This is a genomic window from Ancylobacter sp. (assembly GCF_965249975.1).
Lineage (GTDB): Bacteria > Pseudomonadota > Alphaproteobacteria > Rhizobiales > Xanthobacteraceae > Ancylobacter.
On the sequence record NZ_CBDFNE010000009.1, the window covers coordinates 17,610 to 33,139 of the forward strand.

12 protein-coding genes are annotated in these 15,530 nt (G+C 67.0%); 7 read left to right on the forward strand and 5 right to left on the reverse strand.

Annotation, left to right across the window (positions count from 1 at the left end; all coding sequences use genetic code 11):
* Positions 1 to 153 precede the first annotated feature (153 nt).
* Together ACP2AH_RS09625 and ACP2AH_RS09630 are read right to left on the reverse strand one after the other, a co-directional pair.
* Positions 154 to 729 carry an N-acetyltransferase family protein gene (locus ACP2AH_RS09625; protein ID WP_425105599.1) on the reverse strand — a complete coding sequence of 192 codons (576 nt, stop codon included), beginning with the start codon at positions 727 to 729 and terminating at the stop codon, positions 154 to 156.
* Between the two features lie 305 nt (positions 730 to 1,034).
* Positions 1,035 to 1,880 carry a trypsin-like peptidase domain-containing protein gene (locus ACP2AH_RS09630; RefSeq protein WP_425105600.1) on the reverse strand — a complete coding sequence of 282 codons (846 nt, stop codon included), beginning with the start codon at positions 1,878 to 1,880 and terminating at the stop codon, positions 1,035 to 1,037.
* Between the two features lie 259 nt (positions 1,881 to 2,139).
* On the opposite strand from ACP2AH_RS09630, the gene zapE reads away from it, so the two are divergent.
* The 6 genes from zapE to lpdA all read left to right on the forward strand — a co-directional run bounded on the left by zapE (position 2,140) and on the right by lpdA (position 11,385).
* Complete coding sequence (gene zapE, locus ACP2AH_RS09635; protein ID WP_425105601.1) at positions 2,140 to 3,360, forward strand: cell division protein ZapE; 1,221 nt, start codon at positions 2,140 to 2,142, stop codon at positions 3,358 to 3,360.
* A 67-nt stretch (positions 3,361 to 3,427) separates the two neighbouring features.
* Positions 3,428 to 4,147, forward strand: a complete 720-nt coding sequence (locus ACP2AH_RS09640; protein WP_425105602.1) for a DUF1003 domain-containing protein — start codon at positions 3,428 to 3,430, stop codon at positions 4,145 to 4,147.
* 176 nt (positions 4,148 to 4,323) lie between these two features.
* Positions 4,324 to 5,289 (forward strand): malate dehydrogenase, encoded by a 966-nt coding sequence (gene mdh / locus ACP2AH_RS09645; RefSeq protein WP_425105603.1) that lies wholly within the window; start codon positions 4,324 to 4,326, stop codon positions 5,287 to 5,289.
* A 325-nt stretch (positions 5,290 to 5,614) separates the two neighbouring features.
* Complete coding sequence (locus ACP2AH_RS09650) at positions 5,615 to 8,596, forward strand: 2-oxoglutarate dehydrogenase E1 component (protein ID WP_425105604.1); 2,982 nt, start codon at positions 5,615 to 5,617, stop codon at positions 8,594 to 8,596.
* Between the two features lie 77 nt (positions 8,597 to 8,673).
* Positions 8,674 to 9,918: a 2-oxoglutarate dehydrogenase complex dihydrolipoyllysine-residue succinyltransferase gene (gene odhB, locus ACP2AH_RS09655; protein WP_425105605.1), complete on the forward strand. Its 1,245-nt coding sequence runs from the start codon at positions 8,674 to 8,676 to the stop codon at positions 9,916 to 9,918.
* Positions 9,919 to 9,984: 66 nt separating this feature from the next.
* Positions 9,985 to 11,385 carry a dihydrolipoyl dehydrogenase gene (gene lpdA / locus ACP2AH_RS09660; protein WP_425105606.1) on the forward strand — a complete coding sequence of 467 codons (1,401 nt, stop codon included), beginning with the start codon at positions 9,985 to 9,987 and terminating at the stop codon, positions 11,383 to 11,385.
* Positions 11,386 to 11,473: 88 nt separating this feature from the next.
* On the opposite strand, the gene ACP2AH_RS09665 is transcribed toward lpdA, so the two are convergent.
* The 3 genes from ACP2AH_RS09665 to ACP2AH_RS09675 all read right to left on the reverse strand — a co-directional run bounded on the left by ACP2AH_RS09665 (position 11,474) and on the right by ACP2AH_RS09675 (position 13,146).
* On the reverse strand, positions 11,474 to 11,596 hold the full coding sequence (locus ACP2AH_RS09665; protein WP_279613799.1) for a hypothetical protein: 123 nt from the start codon (positions 11,594 to 11,596) through the stop codon (positions 11,474 to 11,476).
* Positions 11,597 to 11,711: 115 nt separating this feature from the next.
* On the reverse strand, positions 11,712 to 12,146 hold the full coding sequence (locus ACP2AH_RS09670; protein WP_425105607.1) for a VOC family protein: 435 nt from the start codon (positions 12,144 to 12,146) through the stop codon (positions 11,712 to 11,714).
* 7 nt (positions 12,147 to 12,153) lie between these two features.
* A complete protein-coding gene (locus tag ACP2AH_RS09675; protein WP_425105608.1) occupies positions 12,154 to 13,146 on the reverse strand; it encodes a tyrosine recombinase XerC in 993 nt (330 codons plus the stop codon).
* 150 nt (positions 13,147 to 13,296) lie between these two features.
* Between ACP2AH_RS09675 and ACP2AH_RS09680 the strand changes: the two genes are divergently transcribed.
* Positions 13,297 to 15,513 (forward strand): primosomal protein N', encoded by a 2,217-nt coding sequence (locus ACP2AH_RS09680; RefSeq protein WP_425105609.1) that lies wholly within the window; start codon positions 13,297 to 13,299, stop codon positions 15,511 to 15,513.
* Positions 15,514 to 15,530: the final 17 nt, after the last annotated feature.

Sequence of the window (15,530 nt, forward strand, 5' to 3'; positions counted from 1 at the left end):
GTGGCAGAAGCGAGGACGGGAGAAAAGCTGGAAAACATAGGGCCAGGACGATTGGAGCCAGTGGCCGACTTGTCTCAGTCCCGATCAAGGCCAAGTCAAGGCCGCGCAGCTGCCGCTACGCGAGCGTTGCAACGGCGGCGCCCACACCCGCCCTCAATTGCCGCGGAGATGCGGCGGCAACATCCGCTCCTGCAGGTCGGCGGCGGAGAACAATACGGCGAAGATGTCGCCGATGAACTCGCGGGTCCGAGAGAAGAAAGTGGCGCGCGGGGCACGCATGCGTCCCACCATCTCCTCGTCATCGAGTTGGAGATCGGCGGCATGGTGGACCGCGAGATTCCGCATCGGCCCATTATTGGGGAGGAACACCACCTGCAATTCCTCGATGCCGCGATTCTGCGCCAGCAGAACCAGATGGCGCATCAGCGCCGAACCGATGCCCTTGCCCTGCCACGGCCGCTCCACGCTGAACGCGGCCTCCGCAGCCGCCGGCTTGCCTGCGCGCCGGCCGAGCGGATGCAGCTCAGCGAGCGCCCGCAACTCACCATCAATGAAATAGCCCACCGCGCTCGCATCGCCGGACACCACGCGGGTGGCATGGCGCGCCAGCGCGCCATCCGACACCACGCCGCCGAAGCGCATGAAACGGCTCAGCGGGTCGAGGCGCAGCAGATGCGCCAGGATCAACTCGCGTTCCGCCGGGACCAGCTTGCGGATATGGCCGGCCACGCGCTCAGCGCCATGAGACGCCGTCGCGCGCGTAGCCATAGGCTCGGCGGCGGGGTCGGAAGAAGGAGCGTTTACGGGCAGTGTCATCGGCTTGGCCTCGGCGGCGCCGCGTTCTTTATTGCGGCGCAACACAAATATGCGCGCTGCACAAAGAGAGAACTCCTGCATCTGCATGGCTTGCATGCGACGCGAGCGAGGCCGCCATTGCAGGCGACCGTCGCGAGCAGACGATCAATCTACACCCCAAGCGACAGCGAGACCATCGGTAAGCACCCGCACCCCAAGGTCCGGATGAGATCAGAGCGCTAGCGGCTCGCGCTGAGGTTCTGCGCCCGCGTCGCAACGTCGACGATTGCCTCGCGCAGGCCGCCTTCGACCGACAGGCCGAAATTATAGTGGCTCATCGAGAAGGGTCCGACCTTGCCCGGATGGGCCGAGCGAAAGCCGACATAGACACCTAGGAAAGCGCCCTCGGGCGAAAGGATCGCCGCACCGGACACCCCGCCCTCGGCGTCGCAGTCGATGGCCACTTCGCGCAGGCCACCGGGTGCGGTCGCGGTCACCTTTCGCGCCTGACAGTTCTGCAGCGAATAACTCTCGACGCCGCCACTGCGCGCCGCCGCCGCCAGCACGATATCGCCCGGCACCGGCATCGTAGCCGGCATATAGGGCTTCACGCCCTTGGCCGGCGCGGCGAGCGGCACAACCGCCCAGTCTTTCACCGCCGGCTGGGTGTAGGGCTGACGCGCGCCGCACACCACCTTGTCGACATCGACCTCGATCTTCTGGCGCCCGCCGGCCGTGTTGATCTCGAAGGTGCAGGCCCCGCCCCGCCCGCGCGGTTCGCCGCCGGGTGCGAACAGGACATGCGCCGCGGTCACCAGCACATTATTGGCCCCGACGAGTTGGCCAGTTCCCACCGCCGAACCGCAGCGCACCAGACCGGTGGCGCCGAAGCGCGAGGCCATGGCGGCCGGCGTCAGGCCTAAGCTGCGGGCATAGTCGTCACGTGAGAGGCGGTCGTCCTTGTCGATGATGATAGCGGAAGATGGCAGGCTGGCGGACGCCGCGCTCTTGCTCTCGATCGGACCGGCCTTGGCCGGGGTGGCCGCACACAATGCCGTGAGAGCGAGGCAAAGGGCCGCCGCCATCCCATGATCGCCCATCGCTCGCGCCATCTCGGCCTCGCTCTCTTCACATAGCCGCGAGTGTGACGGTGGGAGAGGGACCGCGTCAAGGCGCGATGATGTTAATGCTGTGACGCGCCATCTGGTTCCCGCAGATCAGCCATGCGCATGAGGCGGGGAAGCGGCGCTTAAACCTGGCTCGCCTCACACTGCCGCAGCGGGACCCTTGCCGCAACGGTCCCGGGAGGCTAAGCGTGCGCCGCAACATCGCGGGGTGCCCGATATGGCGGAAACGGTGGCGGCGGAGGCGGGTGGATCCGTGCTCGCTGCGCGATATGTCGCCCGCATGGCGGCCGGCGACATCTCTCCAGATGCCGGCCAGGCACGGGTGGTGGGCGCACTCGCGGCGCTGGAGCAGCGCATCGCCTCGCGCCGTCTCGCGCGCAAATCCTCAGCGCTCGGCTGGCTGTTCGCGCGACGCGAGGACAGCATCCCCCGCGTGCGCGGCCTCTACATCCACGGCGCGGTCGGCCGCGGCAAGACAATGCTCGTCGACCTGTTCTATGAGAGCGTCGCGGTCCGCAAGCGTAAGCGCCGCGCGCATTTTCACGAATTCATGGCCGATGTGCATGCACGCATCTTTCAGGTGCGCACCGACATGAAGGCGGGCCGCATCAAGGATGGCGACCCCATCGCCATCGTCGCCGCCGCGCTTTACGAAGAAGCATGGCTGCTCTGCTTTGACGAGTTCCACGTCACCGACATTGCCGATGCGATGATCCTCGGCCGGTTGTTCGAGAAGCTGTTCGACCTTGGCGTGGTGATCGTCGCCACCTCCAATGTCGCCCCGCACGACCTCTATGAAGGCGGCCTCAACCGCGCGCTGTTCCTTCCCTTCATCGCCATGATTGAAGAGCACATGGAAGTGGTGCGCATCGAATCGCCCACCGACTACCGCATGGAAAAGCTCGGCGGCGTACGCACCTGGTATGTGCCGGCCGCACACGAGACCATGGCGGAGGTCGACCGCGAGATGGACAAGGTCTGGCACCGCGTGGCGGGCGTCGACGGCGGCGCTCCCGCCAGCCTGGCCTCGGGTGGACGCACGCTTACCGTCCCGCGGGCGGGCGGCGGCGCGGCGCGGTTTTCATTCGAGAACCTGTGCGGCGTCCCGCTCGGCGCGTCCGATTACCTGCGGCTCGCGCGCACCTATCACACCATCGTTATCGACCACATTCCGCGCCTCGACCAGGACCGGCGCAACGAGGCCAAGCGCTTCATCACACTCATCGACGAATTCTACGAGAAAGGCGTGAAGGTCGTCGCCTCCGCAGAGGCCGAGCCGGAACAGCTCTATCTCGGTACCGAGGGGGCGGAAGCCTTTGAGTGGGCACGCACGGTTTCGCGCCTGCACGAGATGCGCTCTGAGGACTACATTGCTCGGCCGCACGGCCGTGGTGACTCGCAGGCGAGCGGCAACACCACCGGCCTGGTCGAAACCTGATACGCCAACGGCACTGAACCTCTGCGGGTTACGCCGCACACCCCTGCCCTGATCCGGACGCTCGCCCATGAGCCGCCGACCCAAGACATCCCACGAAACGGCGCACCACACCTGCGCCCTCACCGGCAATGTGATTTCCGCACGCGACGGCCTGCGCCTCGACATGCTGCGGCCGGGCCTCGCCGACCACATTCGTGCGCTGCACCCCGACATCGCCCCTGATGCCTACATCTCCCGCAAGGCGCTGGCGAAGGAGCGCGCCGCCTATATCGCCGACACGCTGATGGCGGAGCGCGGCGACCTAAGCCAGTTGGACCACGATGTCATCGCCAGCCTGGCCGCCAACGACATCCTGACCGAGAACATTGAGGAGGAGATCGAAAGCGGACGCACCTTCGGCGAGCGCGCGGCCGACGCGATCGCCTCCTTCGGCGGCAGTTGGACCTTCATCATCGCGTTCCTGGGGTTCATCTGCTTCTGGATGGCGCTGAACGTCGCCGGGCTGATGGGGATGTTCGATCCCTACCCGTTCATTCTCCTGAACCTTGTGCTGTCCTGCGTCGCTGCCCTTCAAGCGCCCGTCATCATGATGAGCCAGAAACGACAGGAGGAGAAGGACCGGCGACGCTCGGAGAACGACTACCGCATCAATCTGAAGGCCGAGCTGGAAATCCGCCATCTGCACGAGAAGATCGACCACATGCTCACCCGGCAATGGGAGCGGCTGGCGGAGATTCAGGCAATCCAGATTGAGCTCATGGAAGATCTCGCCAGCCGGCGACATTAGACCCTCTGCCGACTCATCCTCGATAGGTATTTCGTATACCAGCTACTTGGTCCGAAAGTCTTAACCCGTCGTATTTACCCCGATGGCCATCCTCGCTTGAACCCCACGGCGATAAGGTCTATCGGAACCCGCGCGGCGTAGCGCCGCACCCTTCCCTCGGAAAGTCAGGAAATCTCATGGCTCGAGCAAAGATTGCACTGATCGGGGCCGGCCAGATCGGCGGTACTCTCGCCCTTCTTGCAGGCCTCAAGGAACTCGGCGACGTCGTCATGTTCGACGTGGCGGAAGGTATTCCGCAGGGCAAGAGCCTCGACATCGCAGAAGCGTCCCCGGTCCTCGGCTTCGACGCCACGCTCGTGGGCACCAATGGCTATGAGGCGATCGAGGGCGCGGATGTGGTGATCGTCACCGCCGGCGTGCCGCGCAAGCCGGGCATGAGCCGCTCCGACCTTCTCGACATCAACCTCAAGGTCATGCAGCAGGTCGGCGCCGGCATCGCCAAATTCGCGCCGGACGCCTTCGTCATCTGCGTCACCAACCCGCTCGACGCCATGGTGTGGGCGCTGCAGAAGGCCTCTGGCCTTCCCACCCACAAGGTGGTTGGCATGGCCGGCGTGCTCGATTCCGCCCGCTTCCGCTATTTCCTCGCCGACGAGTTCAACGTGTCGGTGGAAGACGTCACCGCCTTCGTGCTTGGCGGCCATGGCGACGACATGGTGCCGCTGGTCCGCTATTCCGGCGTCGCCGGCATCCCGCTGCCGGACCTCGTCAAGATGGGCTGGACCAGCCAGGACAAGGTGGACGCCATCGTCGACCGCACCCGCAAGGGCGGCGGCGAGATCGTCAATCTGCTGAAGACCGGTTCGGCCTTCTATGCGCCCGCCGCCTCGGCGATCGAGATGGCGACCTCCTATCTGCGTGACAAGAAGCGTCTCCTGCCCTGCGCCGCCTATCTCACCGGCCAGTACGGGATTGATGACCTCTATCTCGGCGTTCCGGTCATCATCGGCGCCAACGGCGTGGAGCTGGTCGTGGAGATCGAACTCGACGCACACGAGCGCGCCATGCTCGACAAGTCGATCGCCTCGGTGAAGGAACTCGTCGCCGAATGCCAGAAGATCGCGCCCGGCCTCGGCGCGTGAACTTTTCCAGCGGCCTGCGGCGGGACGGACAGTCCCGTCGCGAGGACGTGAACGGCGATCTGGCCGTTTCGAGGCGGCGGGAAGCCCCCGCCGCTGGCGCGTCAAGTGCCGGTGCCGTTATTGCTTGTGAATGATGGTCCGCGTTTTCGCATTCCCGTGCCGCATTCCTGCGGCATTCCCGAAGTGAATACGAGGGCTATATAGAGCCTACGACTTTCGCCCCGCCCCGCAGGGCGCCGCAGTCAGCCCCGGGCAACGCCCGCAGGCGATCTACGGCACGAAAGTACTGCCAACGGACCCGACGCGGTCCCCCCAGGAGCCGACGATGTCGCGCGCGGACGTGAACGAGACCTTCCTCAATACCTCCTTCCTCTACGGAGCCAATGCGGCCTGGATCGAGGACCTCTATGCCCGCTTCGAAGCCGACCCCAATTCGGTGGATGCCGAATGGCAGGCCTTCTTCGCCGGGCTGAAGGACGCTCCGGCCGATGTCGAGAAGAGCGCCCGCGGCGCCTCCTGGAAGAAGGAGGGCTGGCCAATTCACGCCAATGGCGAACTCGTCTCGGCGATGGACGGTCAGTGGATCGAGGTGGAGAAGGCGATCGGCCGCAAGGTCGAAGCCAAGGCGGCCGAGAAGGCGCAGAAGGCCGGTGTCGAGCTGTCCTCTGCCGACGTGCAGCAGGCCACCCGCGACTCCGTCAAGGCGCTGATGATGATCCGCGCCTATCGCATGCGCGGTCATCTTCACGCCAAGCTTGATCCGCTGGGTCTTGAGCCGGTGCGCGCCGCGCCCGAGCTCGACCCCGCCTCCTACGGCTTCCGCGAGGCCGATCTCGACCGGCCGATCTTCATCGACCACGTGCTGGGCATGGAATTCGCCACCGTCCGCCAGATGGTCGCCATTCTCCAGCGGACCTACTGCGCGACGCTCGGCGTCGAGTTCATGCACATCTCCTCCCCCGAGGAGAAGGCGTGGATCCAGGAGCGCATCGAGGGCCCGGACAAGGAAATCACCTTCACCCGCGAGGGCAAGCGCGCCATCCTCAACAAGCTGGTGGAGGCCGAGGGCTTCGAGAAGTTCCTCGATGTCCGCTACACCGGCACCAAGCGCTTCGGCCTCGACGGCGCCGAGAGCCTGATCCCGGCGCTGGAGCAGATCATCAAGCGCGGCGGCAATCTCGGCGTGAAGGAGATCGTGCTCGGCATGGCCCATCGCGGCCGTCTCAACGTGCTGACGCAGGTGATGGGCAAGCCCCACCGCGCGCTGTTCCACGAGTTCAAGGGCGGCTCCTGGGCGCCGGACGAGGTCGAAGGTTCGGGCGACGTCAAGTACCATCTTGGTGCGTCGTCGGACCGCGAGTTCGACGGCAATCAGGTGCACCTGTCGCTCACCGCCAACCCGTCGCATCTCGAAATCGTCGACCCCGTGGTGCTGGGCAAGGCGCGCGCCAAGCAGGACCTGCTGCGCGACGCCGAGCGCACTCAGGTGATGCCGCTGCTGCTGCATGGCGACGCCGCCTTCGCCGGTCAGGGCGTGGTGGCCGAATGCCTCGGCCTGTCGGGACTGAAGGGACACCGCACCGGCGGCTCGATCCACTTCATCATCAACAACCAGATCGGCTTCACCACCTATCCGCGGTTCTCGCGCTCCTCGCCCTACCCGTCCGATGTCGCGAAGACCATCGAGGCGCCGATCTTCCATGTGAATGGCGACGATCCCGAAGCCGTGACCTTCGCCGCGAAGATCGCCACCGAATTCCGCCAGCGCTTCCGCAAGCCGGTGGTCGTGGACATGTTCTGCTACCGCCGCTTCGGCCACAACGAGGGCGACGAGCCGGCCTTCACCCAGCCGCTGATGTACAAGCTCATCAAGCAGCACCCGACCACGCTGGAGCTGTATTCGCGCAAGCTGGAGGCCGAAGGCGTCATCGCGCCGGGCGAGATCGACGCCATGCGCGCGGAATGGCGCTCGAAGCTCGATATCGAGTATGAAGCCGGCCAGGCCTATAAGCCGAACAAGGCGGACTGGCTCGACGGCCGCTGGGCCGGCCTCAAGGCCGCTGCCGCCGAGGACGACCCGCGCCGCGGCGTCACCGGCGTCGCCCTCGACGAACTGCGCATGATCGGCGACCGGATCACCACGGTGCCGGAGGGCTTCCACGTCCACCGCACCATCCAACGTTTCCTCGATGCCCGCCGCAAGGCGATCCTCGACGACGGCGCTGGCATCGACTGGTCGACGGCGGAGGCGCTCGCCTTCACCTCGCTCCAGCTCGAAGGGCACCCGGTGCGCCTCTCCGGCCAGGATTGCGAACGCGGCACCTTCTCGCAGCGCCATTCGGTGCTGATCGACCAGGAAACCGAGGAGCGCCATACCCCGTTCAACCATGTGCGGGAGGGCCAGGCCCATTACGAGGTCATCAACTCGATGCTCTCGGAAGAGGCGGTGCTCGGCTTCGAATATGGCTACTCGCTGTCCGAGCCCAATGCTCTCACCATGTGGGAAGCCCAGTTCGGCGACTTCGCCAATGGCGCGCAGGTGATCTTCGATCAGTTCCTGTCGTCTGGCGAGCGCAAGTGGCTGCGCATGTCCGGCCTCGTCTGCCTGCTGCCGCATGGCTATGAGGGTCAGGGGCCGGAGCATTCCTCCGCCCGCCTGGAGCGCTATCTGCAGATGTGCGCCGAGGACAACATGCAGGTCGCCAACCTGACGACGCCAGCGAATTATTTCCACGCCCTGCGCCGGCAGCTCAAGCGCGACTTCCGCAAGCCGCTGATCCTGATGACGCCGAAGAGCCTACTGCGCCACAAGCGCGCCGTCTCGACCCTGGCTGAACTGGGTCCGCAGACCACCTTCCACCGCGTGCTGTGGGACGATGCCGACCGCAACTTCGCCGCCGCCCTGCCGGCGGAAGCGGTGAAGCTGAAGGCCGACAGCGAGATCCGCCGCGTCGTGCTGTGCTCGGGCAAGGTCTATTATGACCTCTATGAGGAGCGCGAGCGCCGGGGGATCGACGACATCTACCTGCTGCGCGTCGAGCAACTCTTCCCCTTCCCGCTCAAGACGCTGGCGCAGGAGATCGGCCGCTTCAAGCAGGCCGAAATCGTCTGGTGCCAGGAGGAGCCGAAGAACCAGGGCGCCTGGGCCTTTGTGCAGCCTTATCTGGAATGGGTGCTGGAACAGGCCGGCTCTGCCTCGTCGCGGCCGCGCTACACCGGCCGCCCAGCCTCCGCCGCCACGGCGACGGGGCTGATGTCCAAGCATCTGGCACAGCTCAAGGCGTTCCTGCAGGACGCTCTGGGCTGAACCGACCCACGACCCGCATTCGCAAGACCCGAGGGAGTGCCGGCCCCGTAGCCGGCAAACGGTGAGGAAGAACGAGCATGGCCACCGAGATCCGCGTTCCGACGTTGGGCGAATCGGTCACCGAGGCAACGATCGGCAAGTGGTTCAAGAAGGCCGGCGACACCGTCGCCGCCGACGAGCCGATCGTCGAGCTGGAGACCGACAAGGTCACGATCGAGGTGCCTGCGCCCTCGGCCGGCGTACTCTCGGAGATCATCGCCAAGGACGGCGAGACCGTCGGTGTCGGCGCGCTGCTCGGCTCCATCGGCGAGGGCTCGGGCGCGGCCAAGGCAGCGCCCGCCGCGGCGCCCGTCAAGGCTGAAGCCCCCAAGGCCGAGGCGCCCAAGGTGGAAGCGCCCAAGGCTGAAGCTCAGGCCCCGGCTGCCGCGACGGCCGGTACCAACGGCCCGGCCGTCGCCAAGCTGGCGGCGGAAAGCGGGCTGAACCCGGCCATGCTCGCCGGCACCGGCAAGGATGCGCGCGTGACCAAGGGCGACATGCTCGCGGCTCTGGCCGCCGCGCCGGCGCCCGCCGCCGCCCGCGCCCCCGCCGCCCCGCGCGCGCCCTCTGCGCCGGACGACGCCGCGCGCGAAGAGCGCGTGAAGATGACCAAGCTGCGCCAGACCATCGCCCGCCGTCTGAAGGACGCGCAGGACACGGCGGCGATGCTCACCACCTTCAACGATGTCGACATGTCGGCGGTGATGAACCTGCGCGCCCAGTACAAGGACGTGTTCGAGAAGAAGCACGGCGTGAAGCTGGGCTTCATGGGCTTCTTCACCAAGGCGGTGATCCAGGCGCTGAAGGACGTGCCCGAGGTCAATGCCGAGATCGACGGCACCGACCTCGTTTACAAGAATTACTACCACATCGGCATCGCCGTCGGCACCGACAAGGGTCTTGTAGTTCCCGTGGTGCGCGACGCCGACCAGCTTTCCGTGGCTGGCATCGAGAAGGCCATTGCCGGCCTCGGCCGCAAGGCACGCGACGGCAAGCTCGGCATCGAGGACATGCAGGGCGGCACCTTCACCATCACCAATGGCGGCATTTACGGCTCGCTGATGTCGACGCCGATCCTCAACGCGCCGCAGTCGGGCATTCTCGGCATGCACCGCATCGAAGAGCGCCCCGTGGTGGTGAAGGGCCAGATCGTCGCCCGGCCGATGATGTATCTGGCGCTCAGCTACGATCACCGCATCGTCGACGGCAAGGGCGCGGTGACCTTCCTCGTGCGCGTCAAGGAAGCCCTCGAAGACCCGACCCGCCTCGTGCTGGATCTGTGATCGGTCGTCGCCTTCTCCTTCCGAGCGGCCGGCCCGGTCCGGCCGCTCCCCTCAACGGGTAGCAATATGTCCTACGATCTTGTCGTCATCGGCACAGGCCCCGGCGGCTATGTCTGCGCCATCCGCGCCGCCCAGCTCGGGCTCAAGGTCGCGGTGGTCGAGAAGCGCGCCACCTTCGGCGGCACCTGCCTGAACATTGGCTGCATTCCCTCCAAGGCGCTGCTGCACGCCTCGCACCGCTTCGAGGAGGCCGGGCACCATTTCGCCAAGATGGGTATCAAAGTCGGCACGCCGGAGCTCGATCACCAAGCGCTGCTCGGCTTCAAGGACCAGGCGGTGGAAGGCAACACCAAGGGTGTCGCCTTCCTGATGAAGAAGAACAAGATCGACACCTTCCACGGCACGGCCAGCATTCCGGCGGCGGGCAAGGTCGAGGTTGCCATGGCGGACGGTTCGCAGCAGACGCTGGAGACCAAGGCCATCGTCATCGCCACCGGCTCGGATGTGGCTAAGCTCCCCGGCATCGCCATCGACGAGACCCGCATCGTCTCCTCCACCGGAGCCATCGCGCTGGAGAAAGTGCCGGGCAAGCTACTCGTCGTCGGCGCCGGCGTGATCGGGCTGGAGCTCGGCAGTGTGTGGCGGCGCCTCGGCGCACAGGTCACCGTGGTCGAATATCTCGACCGCATCCTGCCCGGCATGGACAATGAGGTCGCCAAGTCGTTCCAGCGCATCCTGGAAAAGCAGGGCGTGGCGTTCAAGCTGGGCGCCAAGGTCACCGGCGTCGACAGCTCCGGGGACACGCTCAAGGTCGCGATCGCGCCCGCCGCCGGCGGCGATGAGCAGACTCTGGAGGCCGATGTGGTGCTCGTCGCCATCGGCCGCGTGCCCTATACGGAAGGCTTGGGGCTGGAGGCGCTCGGCGTCGAGAAGGACGGCCGCGGGCGCGTGGTCACCGACCATTATTACCGCACCAATGTCCCCGGCATCTTCGCCATTGGCGACGCCATTGCCGGCCCAATGCTGGCGCACAAGGCCGAAGACGAGGGCGTGGCGCTGGCGGAGCTGCTCGCCGGGCAGGCCGGCCATGTGAATTACGACGTGATCCCGGCGGTGGTGTACACCTTCCCCGAGGTCGCCTCCGTCGGCAAGACCGAGGAGGAGCTGAAGCAGGCCGGCATCGCCTACACCGTCGGCAAGTTCCCCTTCCTCGCCAATGGCCGCGCCAAGGCCAATGACGAGACGGACGGCTTCGTGAAGATCCTCGCCGACGCCGCCACCGACCGCGTGCTCGGCGCGCATATCATCGGCTCGGAAGCCGGCGAGCTGATCCATGAATGCGCCGTGCTGATGGAGTTCGGCGGCTCGTCGGAAGACCTCGCCCGCACCTGCCACGCCCACCCCACCCGGTCCGAGGCGGTGAAGGAAGCGGCCATGGCGGTAGAAAAGCGCGCCATTCACATGTGAGGCGCGCGGCTCGCCACTCAGAGCGTAAAAAAATCGGCCCGGAAGTCACCTTCCGGGCCGTTTTCGTCCAGGTGGAGAAGAGGGTGGGTTAGGAACCCTTCACCTCGGTCTGCGCCGGCTTGGCCGCATGCGCCGGGCAATCGGCGAAAGCGGCACCAGTCGCGGCCGTGGTGAGGGCAAGCGCACACAGAGCGGTCACGAGACGCTTCATGGAATGTCTCCTCTGCTGTCGGGGTCCAATGGCCCGAAGTGTCCCCCAGCTTGCCCAGCGTGAAAAGCCCCGCCCCGGTTTCCAAACACCGCCCTCGGTGATTTAACGAGCCGGCTCACGCATCCGTGTAGGTCACGGCCTCGATCTTCCATCCGTCCGGATCGAACAGGAAGGCGGCGAAATAGCCTTCGCCGTAATGCGGCCGCAGGCCCGGCTCGCCAGCATCGCGTCCACCCGCAGCCAGCCCGGCAGCGTGGAACGCTTCTACAGCGCGGCGGGTGGGCGCTATGAAGCAGAGGTGGAAGCCCGGCGGCGGGGTAATGGCGTCGGCGCGGTGCTGGATCCAGAACGGCGCGGCGCCGGGCGTGCCCTCGGGCGAGGGCAGTTCACCTTCCGGCCCCCAGCAGGCGGATTCCCCCTCAGCTTCCTCATGCGACGACACCCGGACGAAGCCGAGCGGCGCCAGCACCGCATCATAAAAGGCGAGCGAGCTCGCATAGTCGCTGACCCCGATCGACATATGCTCGATCATTGGCTGGATTGGCGTCATGGGCCCCTCATTTGGCGGTGGCGCGCGGATGCGCCGCTTTCCATGCCGCCATCAGCGTCTCGGTATCGACAGCAGCATAGATCTGCGTCGTGGAAAGCGAGGCGTGGCCGAGAAGTTCCTGGATCGAGCGCAGATCACCGCCGCGCCCCAGCAGATGGGTCGCGAAGGAATGGCGCAGCGCGTGCGGCGTGGCGCTGTCGGGCAGGCCAAGGGCACCGCGCATGCGCTCCACTGCCAATTGCACGATGCGTGGCGAGAGCGGGCCGCCCTTGGCGCCGCGAAACAGCGGCGCGGTCGGTTCAAGCTCATACGGGCACGCGCGAGCATAGGCGTCGACCGCCTCGATCACCGGCCGCAGCACCGGCACCATACGCGTCTTGCCGCCCTTGCCGTGGACGACGATCTGGTCGCCGCGCCCCGGCTCCGGCATGTCCCGGCGCATCATTCCCAGCGCTTCAGAGATACGAAGACCCGAGCCGTAGAGCAGCGCGAGCACCGCCGCGTCGCGGGCGAGAATCCAGGGTTCGCGCACGTCTCCCGCCCGCGTGGCGGGGTCGGCCAGCGCGCGCGCGTCGCTCGGCGCGAGCGGGCGCGGCAGGGTGCGTGGCACGCGCGGCCCTCGCACGGCCGTGAGCGCACCGACCTTGCCAAGCCCCTCGCGCTCCAGATGTCGGGCAAAAGACCGGGCAGCGGCGAGAAAGCGCATCTGCGTGCGGGGCTCGATACCCTCCGCACGACGAGCGGCGATCACCGCGCGCACGTGGCGCGGCTCCAGGACGTCAAGGTCGCCGAGTGTTGGGCCGTGCCCGATCTGTCGCGCCAGCAGGCCGAGAAAGGCCGCGACATCGCGGGCATAGGCCTCGCGGGTTTTGGGGGAGAGCCGACGCTCATGGCCGAGGCGCCCAAGCCAGCCTGTCAGCGCCTCCGCCACATCCGGCGCCGCTCCCGCCAGCAGAGCGCGCTCGGCGCGTGCCGCCTTCTGTGCGTCCGTGCTTGCCATGCCGCCCTCCGTACAGGCGTTCCTATTATCCGCCGGCGGTTAAGATTCGTCATCCCGAACTGCCGACCGCCGATACTCACTCGCGGCGTTGCGGGATGTCTTCCGACACTGCGGCTACGCCTCCGGCTGGGATGGCGCTATGAAGTCCCTATGCCGAGCCCCGACGCCGCCGATTCCCCTTCCCTCTTCCCCGCGCCGGTGCGTGTGGTGGATGTGCTGCTGCCGCTCGCACTCGGCGCCGCCTATTCCTACCGCGTGCCGGACGGGATGGAGGTGGCGCCCGGCGATATCGTGGTGGTGCCGCTCGGAACGCGGAACATGCTGGGCTGCGTCTGGCCGAGCCCGGAAAAGGACACCCCAGTCGACCCCGCCAAGCTCAAGCCGATCCAGCGCCGCTGCGAGGTGGAGCCGCTGAACGCGCGGATGATCGCGTTCATACAATGGATCGCCGACTACACCGTCACCCCGCCCGGCATGGTGCTGCGCCTCGCCCTGCGCCATGATGAAAGCGCTGGCATCGGCCGCGAGCGCGTCGGCGTGCGCCTGACCGATCACCGCCCAGCCCGGCGCACGGCGGCGCGCGAGAAGGTGGTGGCGGCACTGGCGGATGGCTTCGTGCGCGCGAAAAGCGAGGCAGCGAAAGAAGCCGGCGTCTCGCCCTCCGTGGTGGACGGCCTGATAGATGACGGCGTGCTCGAAACCGTCGTCCTGCCGCCCGAGCCGGCGGCCGAGACGCCGGACCCGGACCATGCCGCTCCGGATCTGCTGCCGGCCCAGGCCGAGGCCGCCGCGCGGCTTGTGGACTCGGTCAAATCCGGGAGTTTCCAGCCCTTCCTCATCGACGGCGTCACCGGATCAGGCAAGACCGAGACTTATTTCGAGGCGGTGGCGCAGGCGATCCGGCAAGGGCGGCAGACGCTGATCCTGATGCCCGAAATCGCCCTCACCCAGGCCTTTCTCGACCGCTTCGCCCGCCGCTTCGGCGTGCGCCCGGCCGAGTGGCATTCGGCCGTGTCGTCGAAGCGACGCGGACGGGTGTTTCGCGGCGTGGCGTCCGGCGAGGTCTCCGTCGTGGCCGGTGCCCGCTCGGCGCTGTTTTTGCCCTTCCGCGACGTCGGCCTGATCCTGGTCGACGAAGAGCACGACAGCGCCTACAAGCAGGAGGATGGCGTCCACTACCATGCCCGCGACATGGCCGTGGTGCGGGCGCGGCTGGAGGCGGCGACCATCGCTCTCGTCTCTGCCACGCCCTCGATCGAGACCGAGGTGAACGCACGGCGCGGGCGCTATGCGAGGCTCGCCCTGCCGGAACGCTTTGCCGGCACAAAAGTGCCCCGACTCGAGCCGATCGACCTGCGCCGCGAGGGGCCACCACGCGGCCAGTGGATCGCGCCACGCCTGGCCCGAGAGATGCAGAGCACCATTGAGGCCGGCGGGCAGGCGCTGCTGTTCCTCAACCGGCGTGGCTATGCCCCGCTCACTTTGTGCCGCGCCTGCGGCCACCGCATCAAATGCCCCTCCTGCTCGTCCTGGCTGGTCGAGCACCGCTTCCGCCGCCGGCTGGAGTGTCACCAGTGCGGCTATGCCATGCCGGTGCCCAATGAATGCCCGCACTGCCACGAGCCTAATGCGCTCATTCCCTGCGGGCCGGGCGTCGAGCGGCTGCATGAGGAAGCGGCCAAGCTGTTCCCGGAAGCCCGGCTGCAGGTGCTCTCCAGCGATCTCGCCGGCGGGGTGGAGCGGCTGCGTGCCGAATTGAAGGCGATCGAGGACGGCGAGGTCGACATCATCATCGGCACCCAGCTCGTCGCCAAGGGGCACAACTTCCCCGGCCTCGCCATGGTCGGCGTCATCGATGCCGATGTCGGCCTCGGGCACGGTGATCCCCGCGCGGCCGAGCGTACATTCCAGCTTCTGCACCAGGTCGCCGGCCGCGCCGGCCGCCACGAGCTGGAAGGGCGGGCGTTCCTGCAAACCTATATGCCCGAGCACCCCGTCATGCAGGCACTCGTGGCCGGAGATCGCGACGCCTTCTATGACCGCGAGATCGCCATCCGCGAGGAGGCGCATCTTCCGCCCTTCGCCCGCTTCTGCGCGTTGATCGTCTCCGGTACGGACGCGCATGCGGCGCAGGCCCATGCACGCGCGCTCGCCGCCTGTTCGCCCTTCACCGACAAGGTGCGGGTGCTGGGGCCCGCCGAAGCGCCGCTGGCGCTGATTCGCGGCCGTCATCGCTACCGGCTGCTCGCCCGCTGTGAACGCGGCTTCGACCTCTCTGCCTATGTCCGCGCCTGGATGGCGGGCGCGCCACGCGCCACCGGCAGTTTGCGCGTGGATATCGACATCGACCCGCAGAGCTTTGTCTAGGAGCAGGCTGCCGCGCT